Raw genomic sequence first — 20,913 nt, forward strand, 5'->3', positions numbered from 1 at the left:
ATGGATCCTGTCGGGTTTTTGTAGCGTTCGGGAAGATAAGCGTGAAGCAAAAACACGATAGGGTGCAACCTACTTTTTGGATTTCAATAACCCATGTCCTCACCAGTCCCCCTAGCCTTATCGATTCCCCTCCCAAGAGCCTTTATGATTTTGGCCGCAATCTGTACTTTATTGGTCGGTATACTGGGAGCTTTGACCCCCATAGTTTTTAGTAGTTTGAAGGCCATGTCCTTTTCCTTGGTGGGCAGTCCCATCACCTTGGCAAAGAACTTCCCCGGTTCCTTGGCATGGGCCTTTCTCCCAACGTAGGATTCCACATAGTTCCTGTTGAACCCTGTTGTCTTGTCAAAGGTCTTTTCGGCTGCTTGGTAAAAGCTGTCCCGATCAAACCCCCTTTTGACCGTCTTTCCGTTCAGTTCCACTTGCGAGGCCTTGTGTTTTGCCATGGGTGAAAGCGTATAGGTGTTCGTTACGTCCCTTCTGCTGACGATGATATGGATATGGGTCTGTGGCCCTTCCTTCTTCATTCCTGCGGCCACTAGTTGCCCGTTCTGTTTGTGTGGGGCCAATCTTGTTTGCTCTGCTATCCTTTTTTCAAGCTCATTGACATTCCCGATGGATTCGCCACGCTCCACTTTTCGTATCTCGTTCCTTAGCCTTGCTATTTCACCTCGATATGGAGCGTTCTCCTGTACCTGTTTGTCAAAGCCCCGATAGGTGCGTTCATGCTCGATCTTGGCATAATATTTCAGGTTCTCAACCTTTACCTCTTGGTTACGATGGAAACTCTTGGCATAGTCCTCCATAAGCTTCCTTGTATATTCCCTTAGCATATTTGGATCATTTCCGATGGCCTTCAGTTCCCTTTGGTTGGGACTGACCACTATGGAATAGAATTTTGGGTCCTTCTGCCTTAATTTGGCCGTATTGGCATCTATTTCATCGATGACCGTTTGAGGGCTTACGCTATCATTTTCTTGATCAAAGAATTCCTCCCTTTGCTCGGGCGACCTATCCTCGTTTTCCTTTTCCAGATAGTCCACATAGTTCCCCACACTGGAGTTGTAGGTACTGCCCATTTTCTGTGCTGAGATGGTAAGGTACATGAGCGTTATTTTAATTGGTATTTGAGGCTTTCAAAATCCCCGATGCACATATTGATTTTCAGATATGGCTTTCCCATCATCGGCTCCACCTTCTCCACATTGTTGAGGATTTCATTGCAGTGCTCCTTATAATCTTTGAATTCTTGTAGCATTCTATCGTGCTCTGTTTTCGGAACGGTGTTTCTAGGCTCCAAAAAATCCATTCGCTCTTCTTGTATCTGGACGGGTTCCCGTCTCGGTTTCCTCCCATCCTTTACATAGGCCTCGTAAAGAATGAGTACCATTTCATAGGTGGGCCGGATACTGGTCTTTTCCATGTTCTTGATAATGGCGATGAGCCTATCGAATTTTTTCATCATCTGACGCTCCAACTTTTTGATACTATCAAGAATGATCTTTGTTCCCTCTCCAAAAGGGTCAAGGTGGTTCTCCTTGAAGTGGCTTACCATTCCATCCAACACCTCACTATGGGACTTGTTGAACCTTTTGGAATAGCTGCGAAAACGTGTGGCCGTTTCTTTCTTTACGGTGATATTGGAATACCCCCCGGTTCCTTTCTTTGTCCTTTCCTTTGTTGATTTCTTTTCCATGGGCCGTATTTTATTTTTTAGTGAAATTGCGTCAATTTTTTCGTCAAAAATTTCCAGTGTTTACAGGGCTTCCCAAAGGTTTTACTGTAGATTTGGGAAAAGTCTACTGTAACCCAAGATTTTGTACAGTATTCCAAAATCCAATCAATTAACTGGTTTTCAACTTGTTGAAGACCCGAAAACAACCGTGATGGCGCAATTTGCGCATCACCCTCTTGCTATTCCCTACGTCCCGCAAGCGGGACCGAATGAATACAAGCTGATTTGGAAATCAGCTGCCACATAAATATTCTTTGGTTTGTACGGACTTTAGGAAAGTCAAATCAAATATGCCGTACATTATACTATTGTTTTTCAACGATATAAATATAGAATTTAATGGCAAAGGAGAAAAACACTCTTTGCATTCAAACAATACGTTTTGGCACTGGAATAAATGGGTTATGAAAAAATGGGGAAACATAACCACCTATGAACGGATACAAATTGTACCATAGCCGTAAAACAGTTAACCCAATAACTCTTCCATAAGTGGATAATAAATGGAAACAAGTAAGGTTAGTGAGAATTGAATTGAAGGATAAATTACAATTAAGAATTATTTGTACTCATAGCTATCATTCAAAAATTCCCCATACTTTTTTTCCACCAATTTAAAGAAATCCGATAGTTTGATTCCGTGGTTGAAACAGATGGTGCTTAAGGTGGATAATGGTATGTTGTAACCATTCTCCTGCTGTATTTTTTCTATCACGTGATAGTTGACACCGTATATTTTCCCATATTTTCTGGCACTTGTGTCTTTTGAGGTCAACCATTCCTCACTGATAAACTTGCATACATATTTATCAGAAAAATAAACTTTACTTTTATTTGTGTTTTTATCTGCCATTAACACAAATGAAAAAATTACAAGAAGTTTTTTTGAGAGCGTTCGCTCTCATTTAGGGGTTTTTATTATATTTATCCCTGAAATAACATATTTGCGAAACTTCTTAAGTTAATAATATTAGAAGCATTCGCTTTGATTCTCGCATCAAAAACTGGTAATTTTTAACGACGAGATGATAAGTGCAAATGCTCACGGCCCGGGCGTGAGCTTACTTATTGTCGTGCGGTATACCAGTACCTTGATGCTATAGGTTAAGTTTTCACGCCCTCTTTATCTTATTTAAAAAGGGCTTTCTCAACTTTTCAAAGCTATCTTCTCTTTATCCTTTTTTAAGAAATCGCATCAGCTTTAAAAGCATAATCAATTTTAACCATGGTGCATTGACCATCTTAAACGAGGCCTGTTATGTTATACAGTGATTTTGAACTTTTAAAAATTGGCGATACTTCTGCTTTGGACCATATCCATGCCAAATACTTTAGGAGTATACTTTGGATAGGTAGGCAATGGCTTAACGATGATTTTTTAATAGAATCCCTTGTCCAGGATACCTTTTTAAAATTATGGGTCAATAGGGACAAATTGGAATCACCTGAGCACATTTTCTATTTCTTGAGGTTTGTGATGAAAAGGGAGTGTATCTCATACTATAGAAAACCAAAATATAAGTTCCACAAGAAGGTCAACTCTCTGGAGGATTATGACAATTACCAAGACTACATGGTAGGGTATGATCCGGTAAATGATTCTGAAAACCTCGATGAACAGGAATCGACACAAAAATCCTTTGACCATATCAAAAGTATACTTCCCCTATTGAATGCCGATAAAAGGCATTTGATCGAACTCTGTTTAAAATATGGCTTCCAATACAAGGCTATTTCCAAGGTAATGGGTAAAGGCATCCATGAAACTAGCAGAGAAATAAAGGAAGCCATTGAAGATATCAAAACCATAGTCCATAAAGGAAACGAACTCGGTTCCAATGACACCATGACAAATGAAATCAAGTTCAGTGGGGAGCTGAGCGAAGAGCAGGCAAAAGTTCTTAAAATGCGCTGTGACCTGAAATATTCCTTTTCTGAAATAGCCAAAGAACTTGAACTATCCGAAAAGGAAGTCCATCAGGAATTCATGAAAGCTTATAAGCTAATGAAGGCAAATCATCAATTGCAATTACAATCAGCTTAATATGGGAAAGTCTACGCTAAAACACACTAGAAAGATCCAAATATTGATCGACCTCCCTACCAAGGACGAAAAAAAAGAGGTTATGGATATGATGTACCAGTGGCGGGACCGATGCTTTAGAGCTGCCAACATCATCGTAACACATCTGTATGTCCAAGAAATGATAAAGGATTTCTTTTATCTATCGGAGGGGATCAAATATAAATTGGCGGATGAAAAAAAAGATGAAAAAGGAATCCTGCAACGTTCCAGAATGAACACTACCTATCGAGTGGTATCTGATCGATTCAAAGGGGAAATGCCGACAAACATATTGTCCACCCTGAACCATGGATTGATTTCCTCATTCAATAAAAATAGGGTTCAATACTGGAAGGGCGAACGATCATTGCCGAATTTCAAGAAGGACATGGCATTTCCTTTTGGCTTACAGGGTATAAGTCGGCTTGTCTATGATGAAGAGAAGAAAGCCTTTTGTTTCCGTTTGTACCGGGTTCCATTTAAAACCTACTTGGGCAAGGATTTTACGGACAAACGAATGCTGTTGGAGCGTTTGGTAAAAGGTGATGTCAAGCTATGTGCTTCGAATATTCAACTGAATGGCGGAAAAATCTTTTGGTTGGCGGTTTTTGAAATCGAGAAGGAAAAGCATAGCCTAAAACCAGAGGTCATAGCAGAAGCATCATTGTCCTTGGAATATCCCATAGTTGTGAAGACAGGAAAAAACAGACTCACAATCGGCACTAAGGAAGAATTTTTATATCGTAGGCTGGCTATACAGGCTGCCCGCAGAAGGACTCAGGTTGGGGCGACCTATTCCAGATCAGGGAAAGGGAAAAAACGAAAACTTAAAGCAGTGGACAAGTACCACAAAACAGAAAGTAATTATGTGGCACACCGCATACATGTATACAGTAGAAAACTTATAGATTTCTGTATCAAGCATCAGGCGGGAACGCTTATTTTAATGAACCAAGAGGACAAGGTCGGGATTGCCAAAGAAGAAGAATTTGTATTAAGGAACTGGAGCTATTATGAACTAATGACCAAAATAAAATACAAGGCCGAGAAAGCAGGTATTGAACTTATTATTGGCTGACAATTAGATTTTGAGGGTGCTTGTACACCCATAGGGTGAGGTTAAGAATTACACTCACTAAGTGTGAACAACACATACAACTTGTGGGATATACGCTAACAATAGCAATCAATAAGCCTAAATACGGGCACCTAAATACAATATGGGACAAACACCGATAAAGTTTTTTTGAACGATTGAAAATGGATACTTTTAATGAAGTGTCCAGAAATCGTCAAATATTAGATAGAACCCTTGGGATATTGCTTCTCCTTATAGGTATCGCAATTGGGATTTTCCTTATTCCTGATTTTTTACCACTACTTAAAAGGACTCCTTATTTATTGCTCGAACCCGATGCAGGTGTAAGACATGAGCTTGGATACGCTTGGTTTATGCAATCAATTGGTTGGATCATTGCTTTTTTCGCATTTAGGAGCAGTAGGGCATTTTTAAGGGATAGCAAGAAACCAACTAGTACCAGTAATTAAATCAAAGGTGAAAGAGGTATATAGTTGCCTAAACACCATATACAACTCACTGAAAAACCGCTCCGAAACGCAATATTCTGTGATGACAGCCATTCATCCGGTAGGCTAAAGTATGTAAAAAGAAGCTAATGTCATCTTCCCTTTTTCATGTGACAGCACTTCTTTTGATTGCTTTTTCCTTGAACCTGATCAAAAGGTTTCCAATATCCTCACTAATCTTGGATTCTACCACTCTGGCATAAATTTGTGTAGTGGACAGTTTGCTATGCCCGAGAAGTTTTGAAACTGTTTCGATGGGTACACCATTTGACAACATTACCGTTGTGGCAAAGGTATGTCTTGCAACATGAAAGGTCAGGTTTTTGTCAATGTCACAGGAATCCGCTATTTCCTTTAAATAGGCATTTGTCTTTTGATTGGAACTGATGGGCAACAAACCTTCCTTATTTTCCATTTCCGGACATTGCATATACTTTTCCAAGATTTCCCGTGCCTTTGGGAGCAAGGGTACCTTAACGGGCTTGTCCGTTTTTTCACGCTTGGTACTAATCCAATGGTTACCATCTATCCCCTTTACGATATTGTCACGGTTCAGCTCCTTGACATCCACATAAGAAAGGCCTGTATAGCATGAGAATACAAAACAGTCCCTTATCCTTTCCAAACGTTCGTTCCCGATTTCAGAGCTTTCCAATTGCTCCAGTTCCTCTTCGTCCAGAAACTGCCTATCATATTTGTAATATTTCAACTGGAACTGGTTGAACGGGTTCTTGTCCATCCATTCCAATTTGACGGCAAGGTTGAGCATCTTCTTGAACCTTTCCAGATGTTTCATTACCCCATTGTTGCCCAATAAGAGCCTTTTCTTTGAATCTCTGTAATTGCGCAAAAAATGCTCAAAATCCGTAACAAAGGCATAGTTCAACTGTTTGAGGCGGACATCGTTTACCTTTCTTTTCTTAGACAAAAACCTATGCAGGTACTTTTCCGTCGTATAGTAGTTCTTCATTGTCCCTTTTTTCAGGACAATTGACATATTCTCATTATGGTACTTGATAAGCTCCCTTAAAGTCTTGCTGTTGTCATCCGCACCCAGATAACGGGACTTGATGGCATTTGAGGAAACCACCCTGTTCTCTTCCAGAAGTTCTTTATGGCAGTCCAATAGTTCACTATAAACGCTGTCCAGATAGGCGTTCAATGCTCTGATTCTCTGTGAACCTCCCCTACCCCGGTTCCGTGAATTGTCCCACTCCTTGGAGGGAATGTTTCTCTTTAGGCTGATCTCGGCCCGTTGGCCGTCCACAGTGATTCGTACATAGATGGATAATTGGTTTGGGACGCTCCTTGATTTTCTGGTGAAGAAAATTACGGTGAAAGTGTGTTTTGATTTCATTTTCCATGACTTTGGTTAAACAATAAATTGTAAAGACGAAAGTCAAATCGTACTCTAAAGTCCTTTCAAGTTAGTACATTCCGGATTAATCACTGTACACCGAATTGTACACCTTTTATTTGGTTTTAAATGAAATCAAACGAGTGCATAAAAAACAAAAAACACTGAAAATCAAATGATTAACAGTGTTTTGTTTTGACCTATTTCTAGGTTCGTCGGGGTGGCAGGATTCGAACCTGCGGCCTCCTGCTCCCAAAGCAGGCGCGATAACCGGGCTACGCTACACCCCGAACTAACAGTAGGGAAAAGCGGAGAGACTGGGACTCGAACCCAGGCGACGGTTACCCGTCGACAGATTAGCAATCTGCTCCGTTACCACTCCGGCACCTCTCCTATTAATTTTTTTCCTGAACGTGCACTCCAAAAATGCGGATGCAAATGTACCTTTTCATCCAATAGATCGCAACTATTTTTCCATTTTTTTAAACCAATAGTTTGCATCCCTCTGCTATTCTGGATATTCCACCCTCAAATGGTAGATGTTCGTAAGCTTTTGCTTCAAGACTTTCTTGACCATCTCTATCTCTTTCAAGGTAATATTGGCATTCAAAAACTGGTTGGTCTGCATCTGTCCCTTCACAATTTTTTCCACAAACTCATCTATAGCGATAAAGGTTGGATTTTTTAGGCTTTTGGAGGCGGCCTCAACAGCATCTGACATCATCAATATAGCTGTTTCCTTCGAGAAGGGAATCGGCCCGGGGTACCTAAAATCATCTTCATCCACCTCCTTGTCCAGTTCTTGCTGCTTCTTAAAAAAATAATACACTAAGGTAGTCCCATGATGGGTCCGGATAAAATCTATGATACGATCGGGCAGATTGTTCTTTCGGGCAATCTCGATACCGTTGATGACATGGTCCACAATGATCTTTGCACTTTCCATAGGGGGCAGGTCATCGTGAGGATTCACACTCGTGATCTGATTTTCCGTAAAGTAGGTCGGATGCTCCATTTTACCAATGTCGTGGTACAGGGCCCCTACCCTGACCAACATGGCATTGGCCCCAATCTCGTTGGCTGCGGCCTCGGCAAGGTTGGCCACTTGCAATGAGTGGTGAAAAGTCCCTGGGGCCTTGTCGGACAGTTCCTTGAGCAATTTGGAGTTGGTGTCCGAAAGTTCCAATAATGAAACATCGGATATAAGTCCAAAAAGCTTTTCGAACATATAGATCAGAGGCTGGGCAAAAAGCGTCAAAAGTCCGTTCAGGACAAAAACCCCGAACAAGATCCATTCGATATTCTCCAGATTTCCCTCGTGAATGGCATGGAAGGCAAAATAACCAATGATATAGATCATGGTGATCTGCCCTACCGAAATAAAGAGATTGGCCCTCTTATACAGCTCGGATGCCGTCAGGATGGTCACGATGCCGGCTATGATCTGCAAAAAGATATATTCAAAACTATTGGGCACTACAAAACCCAGAATAAGGACTGTGAGCACATGAACGAACAGACCTAGTCTGGCATCGAAAAAATTCTTGAGCACCAATGGGAGAATGCACAAAGGGACCATATAAACATAGTTTTCATAGTGCTTCACCATCAAAGTGGTGGCTAGGACCATGAGCAGCACATTGAAAAAGATGAAAGTGACCTTATTGTTGTTGGTGAAAATATCGCTACGGTAACGTTTGATGAACAAAAACAACATAATCAAGACCAAGGCCACCAATATGATATACCCCAGCAAAATGAAATAGTAATTGTTGCCCCTCCAAAGTTCAGACTCATATTCATCCTTAAGGGAGTTCAGGATCTTAAAGTCCTCTGCCTCCACAATCTCTCCCTTTGCGATGATGAGCCTTCCCTGTAACACCTCACCCCGTGTATAGGAAATCTTGGAGAGTTCATCGTTTAGTGCACTTTCGGTCAACGATCGATCATACGCCAGATTGGGCTTTATGCTTCGTTCCACAAGCTCCTCCGCACTGGAAGCTCCCGCGTTGTTGCTATCTGAAAACTTTTTGGAAACTCTCCGCTTGGCACCTACCACATCCAGATAGCCATTGCTGCCCAATGGAAGGGCCTCATTGTTCTTCACCACTACAATGGAACTGGCCTGGGGTAAATCTTGGAAAACTCCCACCTCATATACCTCATCTATGGCTTCCTCGGCCAATGCCCATAGTTGCCTCCTTTGTTGCGAAGAAAACATGGTGCCAAGTCCTTTCTCCACTTCGGACTTCACATTAGCCACCACATTGCCATCAAAGGCATAATAATCCGTTTTGTTATTGCGGATCGTGAGCTGCTCCTGGGCTATTTCCTCTTGGGACTTCTGAATGGAAAAATCGATGGGGGCATATAAGTTCTCATATTGCCAAGGTTTTCCCTTTTGGAAATCATACTTGAACTTCCCTCCCTTCGGAAAAAAGAAAACAATCAAGGCCACGGAGACGAAATAGAGGAAATACTTGTATACCAGTGATTGGTGTTTATAGATATTATCCAATGTTTTTCCCATAGCCGAGTGCTGTCAACATCAAAAATAGAAAATAATAATGAAGATGGTGGGCTTGTACCCTCTTATAGCTTTGCATTTAAATTTAGTATTTTCGCAAAAGTAAAAATGCACATATGAAAAAAGTTGTCATCGTTTCAGCCGCCAGAACCCCAATCGGAAGCTTTATGGGGTCCCTTTCCACCGTTCCCGCACCCAGATTGGGAGCCGTAGCCATAAAAGGTGCCTTGGATAAAATTAATTTGAAGCCCGAACTTGTGGAAGAGGTGCTGATGGGGAACGTGGTACAGGCAGGAACAGGGCAAGCTCCCGCCAGACAAGCGGCCATTTATGCCGGTATTCCGAATACCGTTCCCTGTACCACGGTGAACAAGGTATGTGCCTCTGGAATGAAATCCATAATGCAAGCGGCCCAATCCATTGCGCTGGGCGAAAATTCCATTGTGGTGGCGGGCGGCATGGAGAATATGAGCCTTATCCCCCACTATGCCTATTTGAGGAGTGAGACCAAATTTGGTCCGTCCACATTGCTTGACGGCATGCAAAAGGATGGTCTTGTGGATGCCTACGACCAAAATGCCATGGGCGTGTGTGCCGATGCATGCGCTACCAAATATGAATTCAGTCGGGAAGATCAGGATGCCTATGCCATCCAGTCCTACCAAAGATCTGCAGATGCCTGGAAGGCAGGAAAGTTCAACAATGAAGTTGTTCCAGTGGAGGTGCCCCAACGAAGAGGAGAGCCCATTGTGGTCAGTGAGGATGAAGAGTACAAAAACGTGAAACTGGACAAACTCCCGTCCCTACGTCCCGCCTTTACCAAAGAAGGTACAGTCACGGCCGCCAATGCATCTACCATAAATGATGGAGCAGCAGCGGTGGTGCTCATGAGCGAGGAAAAGGCCAAAGAACTAGGATTAAGGCCCTTGGCCTTCATCAAAGGCTATGCCGATGCCGCGCACGAACCGGAATGGTTCACCACTGCCCCTGCAAAAGCCCTTCCCAAAGCACTGGACCGGGCCGGGGTTTCCATTGGGGACATCGATTATTTTGAGTTCAATGAGGCATTTTCCGTTGTGGGGCTTGCCAACATGAAACTCCTTGGACTTGACGCTTCCAACGTGAACGTGAATGGAGGCGCCGTATCATTGGGACACCCACTGGGTTGTTCCGGCGCCAGGATTACCATAACATTATTGAACATATTGGAACAGAACAATGCCAAACTGGGTGCTGCCGCAATTTGCAACGGTGGAGGCGGGGCATCGGCAATTGTTTTGGAAAAATACTAGCGATTCAATCTACTGTAAATGCAATATGGAATTTGTCCTCTGAGCATTGTTCCCATTAGAACAGCTCCCGATGATTCGTCTGAAATGTCCTCACAACTCTTATATGGCGAACATTTCAAGGTATTGGAGCACAGAAAGAAGTGGAGCAAGATCAGGACGGCCTTTGACAACCATGAAGGCTGGGCTGCCAACAACCAGATTGTCCTTATCACCGAAGATGTATTCCAGCAATTGGATGCTGAAAAGAACAAAAAAATATCCTCCGATATCATTTCACACATCTGTACCGATGATGGGATGCTGCTCCCGGTGCTGTTGGGATCCATGATAGGTTCCTCATACCTATTGGGACATTCTTTTGAGGGAAGCCATGTAAATGGTTTGAAATCCAAAGAAAATTTGGTGGACACAGCCTTTTTGTATTTAAAGGCCCCTTATCTGGCTGGGGGAAAGACCCCATTTGGTATAGATTGTTCGGGTTTTACGCAGATGGTCTATAAAATAAATGGATATACTCTCGAACGAAAGGCAGAAATTCAGTCCAAACAAGGTGAAGCATTGAGTTTCATAGAGGAGAGTGAACCTGGCGACCTGGCCTTTTTTGATGACCAGGATGGCACCATCGACCATGTGGGCATCATCCTGAAGGACAACTACATTATCCACGTGAACGGGCATGTCCGGATTGACCGCTTGGACCATACGGGCATCTTCAATACCCAAGAAAAATCATACACCCATAAATTAAGGGTCATCAAAAAGATCATATAAAAAAAGCCCCAGTATTGGGGCTTCTTTTATTTACTCCTAGATGGTTTTTTACTCCCCTAATAGTTTTTTCATCCTCATAAAGTTCTCGGTATCTCCCAAAGCTCCGTAGATATTCTTCAATTGGGTAAGGATACTTTCATTATCCGGATTGGTCTTCAGTGCATCTTCCAAAACCTTGGCGCCTTCCTTGAAAAGACTGTCCTTTTTCTCCTTCAACTGGTCATATTTGGCAATATCCGCTTTCGAGCTGCCCAATGCATTCATCTCATCGATAAGGCCATTGCCCTCGTTCACATAAGTAGTGGAAAGGTTCAATAGTGCATTGATATAGCCTGGATCAATGGCCAAGGCTTTTTTATAGGCATCCCTTGCATCTTCCAAATTGCCCTGCTCCATATTGATCACACCGATATTGTAAAGCAAATCAGGGTTATCAGGTGCCATTTCCGAGGCTTGTGCCATCAATTCCTTGAACTTGTCCTTGTCACCCAAAGTATAATATAGATTGGCTTCTCCCAATACAAGGTTTACATCCTCTGGGTTTTCTGCACGGGCATCTGCATACGCGGCAAGAGCCTTTTCACTATCGCCCAGTTGTTGGTAGATCAGTGCAATGTTCTTCACGATTTCTGGCTTCTTGGATGGGCTTTTTTCTTCCTTTGGATCTTTGTGGGTACCCGCTTTCACATACAGGTCTCGGGTCGACTTGTCCATGGTCTCCGTTTCACCAGTTTCGATGTTGACCGCAGTGTAGGTAACCCCGCTTCCATTATAGTTCAAGTCTTTCAGCTCGTTGTAGTAATCGAGTGCCTTTTCATAATTCTGTCCATTTACAGCACTGCTGGCAGCATAATACAGATAAATGGTGTCTTGGGGGCTCAGTTTATAACCCATATATAGTTTTTCGGCAGCTTCACTGAACTTCTGGTTGTTGTTGTCCTCTACGGCCGCATTTACAAGATCTGCGGTCATCTGGGACAGTTTTTCCTGCGCAACTGGGGTATATTTTGATTTCCCACTGGCTTCTTCCACTGAAATGACCTTGTTATAGGCTTCGATTGCGGGTTCAAAAGCTGAAGCATCCCCTTTTTTTGCCAAATCGGAATACACATTCCCTTTTATGGCATAATACTGTGCTTGCAGTTTCTCATCTGCTGCATCAATGGTAGAGGCTGCCGCTTCCAATGCTGTTTTTGCTGCTGCCGCATCACCGTCCTTCAGTGCCTTTTCTGCATCCTTGATTTCATCCTTCTGGGAAAATCCCATAGTTGAAATCCCTATGGCAAGTAGTATCAAAACTCTAGTCTTCATGTCAAAAATCTAATTATTTAGTGTTTATGTTTATTAATTATTCTCGTTATCGTTATCAATTGCTGTGCCATCTTCCCCTTTCACCTCTATATCAAGGATATCGGTGTCCTGAACGGGATCGTCCTCTTTCATTACCTTGGCCACCGCTGCTATGGAATCTCCGTCCCTAAGGTTGATCAGACGCACCCCTTGTGTGGCCCTTCCCATGACCCTAAGATCTTCGACGCTCATTCTTATCGCTATTCCAGACTTGTTGATGATCATCAAATCGTCAGTATCGGTCACATTTTTTATGGCCACGAGACCTCCTGTCTTATTGGTAATGGAAATGGTCTTCACGCCCTTTCCTCCCCGGTTGGTGATCCTGTAGTCTTCAATAGTGGAGCGTTTTCCGTATCCGTTTTCCGAAACGACAAGGATATCATCTTCCAGATTGTGCACGGAAACCATTCCGATCACCTCGTCCTTATCATCTGCCAACGTAATCCCACGCACACCCGAAGCATTCCGGCCCATAGGTCGGGTCTTGCTTTCCTCGAAGCGGATGGCCTTCCCGGACTTCAAACCAAGGAATATCTGGCTGGTTCCAGTGGTCAACTTGGCTTCCAATAGTTCATCATCGTCCCTGACCGTTATGGCATTGATACCATTCTGTCTTGGCCGTGAATATTGCTCCAGGGAAGTCTTCTTCACAATTCCCTTTTTGGTGGCCATGATCACATAATGGCCGTTCACATAATCCTCATCCTTTAGGTCTTGCGTACAGATGAACGCCTTGACCTTGTCGTCCATTTCTATGTTGACCAGGTTCTGGATGGCCCTTCCTTTGGAAGTACGGCTTCCTTCGGGGATTTCATAGACACGCATCCAGAAACATTTTCCTTTTTGGGTGAAGAACAACATGTATTGGTGGTTGGTTCCTACGAACAGGTGTTCCAAGAAATCCTCATTTCGGGTGGATGATGCCTTTTGGCCCACACCTCCCCTGTTTTGGGTCTTGTATTCCGAAAGTGAGGTCCTTTTGATATAGCCGGCATGGGAAATGGTGATCACCACTTGCTCATCCGGGATCATGTCCTCTATGCTAAGGTCTCCACCTGCATAGTTGATCTCCGATCTTCTCTCGTCACCATATTTTTCCTTGACCTCCAGCAATTCTTCCTTGATGATCTCCATTCTACGCTCTTTTTTGGCAAGAATGTCCTTAAGGTCTTCGATGGTCTTCAACAGTTCTTCATACTCTTCACGAAGCTTGTCCTGCTCCAATCCGGTCAATTGACGCAAACGCATCTCCACGATGGCCTTGGCCTGGATCTCGGACAGTTTGAAACGTTCCATCAAATTGGTCCGCGCCTCATCCACATTGGAAGAACCTCTGATGATGGCAATCACCTCATCGATATTGTCCGAAGCGATGATCAAACCTTGAAGAATGTGTTCCCTTTCCTCGGCCTTCCTCAATTCATAAGTTGTCCTGCGAACCACAACCTCATGCCTGTGCTCCACAAAATGGTGTATGATTTCTTTCAGGTTCAGCAATTGCGGCCTGCCTTTGACCAAGGCAATGTTGTTGACACTGAAAGACGATTGGAGGGCCGTGTATTTGTACAATGTGTTGAGTACAATATTGGGGATGGCGTCACGCTTAAGGATATAAACGATACGCATTCCCTTTCTGTCGGATTCGTCCCTGATGGAGGCTATCCCTTCTATTTTCTTTTCATTTACCAGGTCGGCGGTCTTCTTGATCATGTCCGCCTTGTTCACCTGATAGGGTATCTCGGTCACGATAATGCACTCCCTGCCCTGTACCTCTTCAAACGAGGCCTTGGCCCGCATGACCACACGGCCCTTGCCGGTGTGAAAAGCCTCTTTCACGCCTTCGTAACCATAAATGATTCCCCCAGTCGGAAAATCAGGGGCCTTGATATGCGTGATCAACTCATCTATTTCAATGTCGTGGTTGTCAATGTAGGCAATAGTTCCGTCCACCACTTCAGAAAGGTTGTGGGGCGGCATATTGGTGGCCATACCCACGGCAATGCCCGAAGCCCCGTTCACCAATAGATTGGGGACACGGGTAGGAAGAACGGTTGGCTCTTGCAGGGAGTCGTCAAAATTAAGTTGATGGTCCACTGTTTCCTTATCGATATCGGCCAGCATCTCATCTGCTATTTTCCGCATCCTTGCTTCCGTATAACGCATGGCCGCAGGGCTGTCCCCATCCACGGAGCCAAAATTTCCCTGGCCATCCACCAACATATATCTAAGGCTCCATTCTTGGGCCATACGTACCATGGTATCATAGACCGAAGTATCCCCATGGGGGTGGTACTTACCCAATACCTCCCCTACGATACGGGCCGATTTCTTGTGCGCGCTTGTAGATCTAACGCCCAGTTCGTGCATCCCGAAAAGCACTCTTCGGTGAACCGGCTTGAGGCCATCACGAACATCTGGCAGGGCACGTGACACAATGACCGACATTGAATAATCAATGTAGGCAGATTTCATCTCATCCTCAATATTGATAGGAATTAACTTTTCTCCTTCCGCCATGCTAAAATCTTATTGTTTTTTGTGGTTAAAATATCATGGCAATATACAGAAAATAGCAGCTTTTACAGCCCTGGACGCTTACTTTATTAAAAAAATTATCAACAGTTCGGCACTAGCCCCAGCATTGTAATAAAGCTATGTTAAAACAGTCATGAAAGCCACCATATTCCGACATTTACCACTAGTTTGTCGAATATGGGTACGGTATTTGACCTATGTAACAATACTTTTATTAATTTTAATTGCTGAAAAAGAAACCTATGGACGATAATTTTTCCCCAAGAGTAAAAGACGTTATAGCATACAGCAAGGAGGAAGCCCTAAGATTGGGCCATGATTTCATTGGAACGGAACACCTTATGCTGGGTCTTTTGAGAGATGGAAATGGCAAGGCCATCAACATATTGGACGCATTGGATGTGGATCTGGAACACCTTCGCAGGAAAGTGGAGATCCTGAGCCCTGCCAATCCGAATTCGGGAACTGTTCAAAAGGACAAAAAGAACCTGCACCTTACGCGACAGGCGGAACGTGCATTGAAGACGACTTTCTTGGAAGCAAAGCTCTTCCAAAGTTCTTCCATCAATACAGCGCACCTATTGCTCTGCATCCTTAGGAACGAGAACGATCCCACAACAAAATTACTCCACAAGCTAAAAGTGGATTACGATAATGTCAAAGAACAGTTCAAATCCATGATCACCAGTGATGACGACTATATCGATTCCCCACAGGCAGAATCCTTCCCAGGCGATGCCGACGATGTGGGCGATGGAAAAGAAAGCACTTTCGGGTCCAACCCCGGGCAGAAGGGAAGCAAGAAATCCAAGACACCCGTATTGGACAACTTTGGCCGCGACCTTACCCGTTTGGCCGAGGAAAACAAATTGGACCCCGTAGTGGGCCGTGAAAAGGAAATAGAACGCGTATCCCAGATCCTGAGCCGACGGAAAAAGAACAATCCGTTGCTCATAGGTGAACCCGGTGTGGGCAAAAGTGCCATTGCCGAGGGATTGGCACTGCGCATCATCAACAAAAAAGTATCCCGTATCCTATACAACAAACGCGTGGTCACCTTGGACCTTGCCTCATTGGTGGCCGGGACCAAATACCGTGGCCAGTTCGAGGAACGTATGAAGGCGGTGATGAACGAGTTGGAAAAAAACGATGACATCATTTTGTTCATTGATGAGATCCACACCATTGTTGGGGCCGGAGGCGCCACAGGAAGCTTGGATGCCTCGAACATGTTCAAACCTGCATTGGCAAGGGGCGAAATCCAATGTATCGGTGCAACGACCCTTGACGAATACAGACAATACATTGAAAAGGATGGTGCCTTGGAACGCCGTTTCCAAAAAGTGATGGTAGAGCCCACCACTGTGGAGGAGACCATCGAAATTTTGATGAACATCAAAGGCAAGTATGAAGACCACCATAACGTCAACTACACAGACGAGGCCATCATGGCATGCGTAAAATTGACCAATAGGTACATGACGGACCGATTTTTGCCCGACAAGGCCATCGATGCACTCGATGAGGCCGGTTCCCGCGTGCACATAGTGAACATGGACGTACCCAAACAGATATTGGAACTGGAAAGTCAGTTGGAAGATGTGCGCGAACTGAAGAACAGTGTGGTCAAAAAACAAAAATACGAAGAGGCCGCCAAGCTCCGCGACGATGAAAAACGTCTGGAGAAAGAATTGGCATCTGCACAAGAGCGTTGGGAAGAGGAAAGCAAACTCCATAGGGAGACCGTGACCGAAGACAACGTAGCCGATGTGGTGTCCATGATGAGCGGTATCCCTGTAAACAGAATCGCACAGACCGAAAGCAATAAATTGGCTGAACTGCCCAACCTGATCAAAGGTTTTGTAATTGGTCAGGATGAAGCCGTGGCCAAGGTGGCCAAGGCCATCCAACGTAACCGCGCAGGACTGAAAGATCCCAACAAACCCATAGGGTCCTTTATCTTTTTGGGACAGACCGGGGTAGGAAAAACACAGTTGGCCAAAATTCTGGCCAAGGAGCTTTTCGATTCGGAAGATGCCCTTATCCGTATAGACATGAGCGAATACATGGAAAAATTCGCCATATCCAGATTGGTGGGCGCACCTCCCGGATATGTAGGCTATGAAGAAGGCGGACAGTTGACCGAAAAGGTACGCCGCAAGCCCTATTCCGTGATTCTTTTGGATGAAGTGGAAAAGGCCCATCCAGATGTGTTCAACATGCTCTTGCAGGTGTTGGACGATGGGTTCTTGACGGACAGCCTTGGACGTAAGATCGATTTCAGGAACACCATCATCATCATGACCTCCAATATCGGAGCGCGCCAATTGAAGGATTTTGGACAAGGTGTGGGCTTCGGGACCGCCGCCAAAAAGGCACAGGAGGACACCCATCAGAAGAGTGTCATCGAAAGTGCACTCAAGAAAGCCTTTGCCCCTGAATTCCTCAACAGGATAGATGATGTGATTGTCTTCAATCCTCTGGAAAGAGAGGACATCCATAAGATCATTGATATCGAGCTGGACAAACTTTACAGAAGGATCAAGGATATTGGTTACGACCTAAGCCTTTCCAACAAGGCCAAAGACTATATTGCCGACAAAGGTTTTGACAAGCAGTATGGTGCCAGACCTTTGAAGCGGGCCATCCAAAAATACATTGAGGATGTACTTGCTGAAGAAATCGTGAACTCCAAACTTGAGGAAGGGGACAGTATCTTTATGGACCTTGATGAGAAAAAAGAAGAGCTCACCATCAAAATAAAGAAGACTGAAAAGTCACCCGAAACTGAGTAGTACCAACGTATGCTCAACATACAAAGCTGGCCAATGGCCAGCTTTTTTTTATACACACGCTAAAGCAAAAAATAATTTTACATTTTGCATATTCTAATTTGACCAGCTACATTTGACACAAATTGTCAAGTCATAAATTTCAAATGGAAACAATAGGACAAATATTAAGGAACAAAAGACAAGAGTTAGGACTCTTTTTAAGACAAGTTTCTGCTTATGTTGATATTGATCAAGCAATATTGAGTAAGATTGAAAGAAACGAGCGAAAACCAACGAAAGAAATATTGGAGCGCCTTGCGGAAATCTTAAAACTCGATATAGATGAATTAATGATTCAGTTTTTAAGTGATAAAATAGCCTACGAAATTGTAAATGAAGATTGTGCAAACAAAGCTTTAAAAGTGGCAGAAAGAAAAATAAAATATTTAAAATCTCACGCCGTAAAAAATTAGCTATGCGAACATTGACAACTGACACGGAAAACACAAGCGTAGTTGAAGAACCACAATTAGCTGTAAAATTCAAATCAAAAGTTGAATTGCAAAAAGAAGAGGAAAAGGGCAAATCAACTTTAAATATGCTCTCTTTATTTTCAGGTTGTGGAGGAATGGATTTAGGTTTTGAAGGCGATTTTTCTGTTTTAAAATCTTCGGTAAACGAAATTTTAAATCCTGATTTTATAGAAAGAGAACTTGATAATAATTTTGTAAGGCTTAAACAAACTCGATTCAAAACAGTTTTTGCAAACGACATTTTAAAAGATGCGAGAAATGCTTGGGTGCATTATTTTTCCAAAAGAGGACACGATATTCAAGACTATCAAACCGATAGTATCGTTGATTTGGTAAAACTTCATCAAAGCGGAACTAAAGTATTTCCTGAAAATATTGACATTGTTACGGGCGGTTTTCCTTGCCAAGATTTTAGTGTCGCAGGAAAAAGAAACGGTTTCAATTCCCATAAAAACCACAAAGGCGAACTGAAGACTGAAACTTGTGCCACAGAAGAAACTCGCGGAAAGCTTTATATGTGGATGAAGCAAGTGATTGAAATTACTCAACCTAAAATTTTCATTGCAGAAAATGTAAAAGGCTTGGTTAACCTTTCAAACGTAAAAGACATAATTCAAAGTGATTTTTCATCCACAGGAGATAATGGATATTTGGTTTTAAAGCCAAGAGTTTTACACGCAGCTGATTATGGAGTTCCACAATCCAGAGAAAGAGTTTTCTTTATTGGAATCAAGAAATCTGCTTTAAAAAAATCCGCACTCGAAGAATTGGAAAAGGAAATTGTATCAGAAAAATTTAATCCTTATCCAAAACCAACTCACGCTTATACAACGGACGGAGATAATTTAAAACGCCACGTAGATTTAAAAGAACTTTTTGCAAATTTAGAAGAGCCAGAAAAATCAAATGATTTATCCCAAAAATTTTACTCAAAAGCAAAGTTTATGGGTAAACATTGTCAAGGACAAATAGAAATTAAACCTGATGGAATTAGCCCAACAATCCGAGCCGAACATCACGGGAATATAGAGTTCAGACGTTTATCCAAAAAAAATGGTGGTATAATTACCGAAGAACTTTCAAAAGGACTAAAAGAAAGGCGGTTAACACCAAGAGAATGCGCTTTAATCCAGACTTTTCCACCCGATTATGAATTTGTAATTGAAAATAAGCAAGGTCGTAAAGGTTCATTTTTGGTAAGCCCGTCAAAAGCATACAAAATAATTGGAAATGCAGTTCCGCCCCTACTCGCATATAATTTAGCAAAGAGGTTAGATGATGTTTGGGACTTATATTTTAGAAAATAATGGTAGTATCAGTAAATTCAGAACCGCATAAAAACGAGTTCAACACTTTGCTTAATTCAACAATTATTGAATTAAATGCACACGCCAAAAATTCACCAAAGAAGATAGAGCAACTAAAAGGCAACAAACTTGAGCCTTACGTGGGAGACGTAATGACTGAATTAGCGGTGGGAACTGCTTTTGAAAATTCAATTGAAGTTATTGGCGGGCAAAAATTCCCTGACATTATCGCAAATAAATTTTATGGAATAGAAGTAAAAACGACTACTCAAAATCATTGGAAAACAACAGGAAATAGCGTTTTGGAATCCACGAGAGTTGAAGATGTTGAAAGAATATTTATGTTATTTGGCAAACTCGGCAAACCGATTGAATTCAAATGCAGAGCATATGAAGAATGCTTGTCAGAAGTCGTTGTTACTCATTCGCCAAGATATTTAATAGATATGAACTTGGAGAAAGGCAAAACAATATTTGACAAAATAAATACGCCTTACGACACATTGCGACAAAAGCAAAATCCGATTAAACCAATTACAGACTACTACAAAAGTAAATTAAAACCAGGACAGGATTTGTGGTGGATTCAAGACACAGAGCAAGCAAGTAACCTTGTCATCAACATTTGGAACAATCTAAACCAAAAAGAAAAGCAAGAAATAAAAAATAGAACAATGGTTTACTTTCCAGAGGTTTTCAGTAATCGAGGAGATAAATTTGCTCGACTAGCTATTTGGTTAGTAACAAAGGAATCTGTTGTATGCCCAAATATTAGAGATTTATTTACAGCAGGTGGAAAAGACGATTATCTAATCAAGAATAAGACATACAAAAATATTCCAAGAATCTATATTAAATTGTTTGAGAATATAGACTCTGTTTTAGAGGTTTTGATTAACACATCATCAATTGAGTTAACCGAATATTGGAACGAGAAGACGAGCGAAAAGAAAAAAATAATGGATTGGATTGAGTTGGTTTCAATTAATTCAAAAACTGTAAATAGTGCCAAACATTTGGATTTGAAGAAAATGTTGGTGGAGTTAATATTTGGTTAAAATAATACCCTAAAGTAGT

General features: G+C 42.5%; 14 protein-coding genes and 2 tRNA genes. 8 read left to right on the plus strand and 8 right to left on the minus strand.

Annotated elements, in window-relative coordinates; genetic code table 11:
- Positions 1–83: 83 nt before the first annotated feature.
- Together mobB and D2V93_RS07735 are read right to left on the minus strand one after the other, a co-directional pair.
- Entirely contained in the window at positions 84–1,106 is a 1,023-nt protein-coding gene (gene mobB / locus D2V93_RS07730) for a MobB family relaxase (protein WP_119619044.1), read from the minus strand.
- Positions 1,107–1,111: 5 nt separating this feature from the next.
- Complete coding sequence (locus tag D2V93_RS07735; RefSeq protein WP_119619045.1) at positions 1,112–1,696, minus strand: BfmA/BtgA family mobilization protein; 585 nt, start codon at positions 1,694–1,696, stop codon at positions 1,112–1,114.
- A 1,297-nt stretch (positions 1,697–2,993) separates the two neighbouring features.
- On the opposite strand from D2V93_RS07735, the gene D2V93_RS07745 reads away from it, so the two are divergent.
- Positions 2,994–3,779 (plus strand): sigma-70 family RNA polymerase sigma factor, encoded by a 786-nt coding sequence (locus tag D2V93_RS07745; protein WP_119619047.1) that lies wholly within the window; start codon positions 2,994–2,996, stop codon positions 3,777–3,779.
- A gap of 1 nt (position 3,780) precedes the next feature.
- The gene (locus D2V93_RS07750) at positions 3,781–4,878 is read left to right on the plus strand and encodes a hypothetical protein (protein WP_119619048.1); all 1,098 of its coding nucleotides are present in this window, start codon (positions 3,781–3,783) and stop codon (positions 4,876–4,878) included.
- A 615-nt stretch (positions 4,879–5,493) separates the two neighbouring features.
- Here D2V93_RS07750 and D2V93_RS07760 read toward each other — a convergent pair.
- The 4 genes from D2V93_RS07760 to D2V93_RS07775 form a co-directional block, all read right to left on the minus strand.
- On the minus strand, positions 5,494–6,744 hold the full coding sequence (locus D2V93_RS07760) for a site-specific integrase (RefSeq protein WP_119619050.1): 1,251 nt from the start codon (positions 6,742–6,744) through the stop codon (positions 5,494–5,496).
- 215 nt (positions 6,745–6,959) lie between these two features.
- A tRNA-Pro gene (locus D2V93_RS07765) sits at positions 6,960–7,034 on the minus strand.
- Positions 7,035–7,053: 19 nt separating this feature from the next.
- Positions 7,054–7,137, minus strand: a tRNA-Ser gene (locus D2V93_RS07770).
- 115 nt (positions 7,138–7,252) lie between these two features.
- Positions 7,253–9,274, minus strand: a complete 2,022-nt coding sequence (locus D2V93_RS07775; protein WP_119619051.1) for an HD family phosphohydrolase — start codon at positions 9,272–9,274, stop codon at positions 7,253–7,255.
- A 113-nt stretch (positions 9,275–9,387) separates the two neighbouring features.
- Between D2V93_RS07775 and D2V93_RS07780 the strand changes: the two genes are divergently transcribed.
- Complete coding sequence (locus tag D2V93_RS07780) at positions 9,388–10,563, plus strand: acetyl-CoA C-acyltransferase (RefSeq protein WP_119619052.1); 1,176 nt, start codon at positions 9,388–9,390, stop codon at positions 10,561–10,563.
- Between the two features lie 18 nt (positions 10,564–10,581).
- A complete protein-coding gene (locus D2V93_RS07785) occupies positions 10,582–11,334 on the plus strand; it encodes a C40 family peptidase (RefSeq protein WP_119619053.1) in 753 nt (250 codons plus the stop codon).
- A gap of 48 nt (positions 11,335–11,382) precedes the next feature.
- On the opposite strand, the gene D2V93_RS07790 is transcribed toward D2V93_RS07785, so the two are convergent.
- Both D2V93_RS07790 and gyrA read right to left on the minus strand, forming a co-directional pair.
- Complete coding sequence (locus tag D2V93_RS07790; RefSeq protein ID WP_119619054.1) at positions 11,383–12,645, minus strand: tetratricopeptide repeat protein; 1,263 nt, start codon at positions 12,643–12,645, stop codon at positions 11,383–11,385.
- Between the two features lie 33 nt (positions 12,646–12,678).
- A complete protein-coding gene (gene gyrA, locus D2V93_RS07795) occupies positions 12,679–15,204 on the minus strand; it encodes a DNA gyrase subunit A (protein WP_072880394.1) in 2,526 nt (841 codons plus the stop codon).
- A gap of 260 nt (positions 15,205–15,464) precedes the next feature.
- Between gyrA and D2V93_RS07800 the strand changes: the two genes are divergently transcribed.
- From D2V93_RS07800 to D2V93_RS07815, 4 genes are all read left to right on the plus strand, one after another.
- Positions 15,465–18,017: an ATP-dependent Clp protease ATP-binding subunit gene (locus tag D2V93_RS07800; protein WP_072880515.1), complete on the plus strand. Its 2,553-nt coding sequence runs from the start codon at positions 15,465–15,467 to the stop codon at positions 18,015–18,017.
- Positions 18,018–18,160: 143 nt separating this feature from the next.
- A complete protein-coding gene (locus D2V93_RS07805) occupies positions 18,161–18,469 on the plus strand; it encodes a helix-turn-helix domain-containing protein (protein ID WP_119619055.1) in 309 nt (102 codons plus the stop codon).
- A gap of 2 nt (positions 18,470–18,471) precedes the next feature.
- Positions 18,472–19,836, plus strand: a complete 1,365-nt coding sequence (locus D2V93_RS07810; RefSeq protein WP_119619056.1) for a DNA cytosine methyltransferase — start codon at positions 18,472–18,474, stop codon at positions 19,834–19,836.
- Positions 19,836–20,894: a hypothetical protein gene (locus tag D2V93_RS07815; RefSeq protein ID WP_182849966.1), complete on the plus strand. Its 1,059-nt coding sequence runs from the start codon at positions 19,836–19,838 to the stop codon at positions 20,892–20,894. Before D2V93_RS07810 ends, D2V93_RS07815 begins: the two co-directional genes overlap by 1 nt.
- The last annotated feature ends 19 nt before the right edge of the window (positions 20,895–20,913 follow it).

The organism is Flagellimonas taeanensis, from assembly GCF_003584105.1.
Classification (GTDB): Bacteria; Bacteroidota; Bacteroidia; order Flavobacteriales; family Flavobacteriaceae; genus Flagellimonas; species Flagellimonas taeanensis.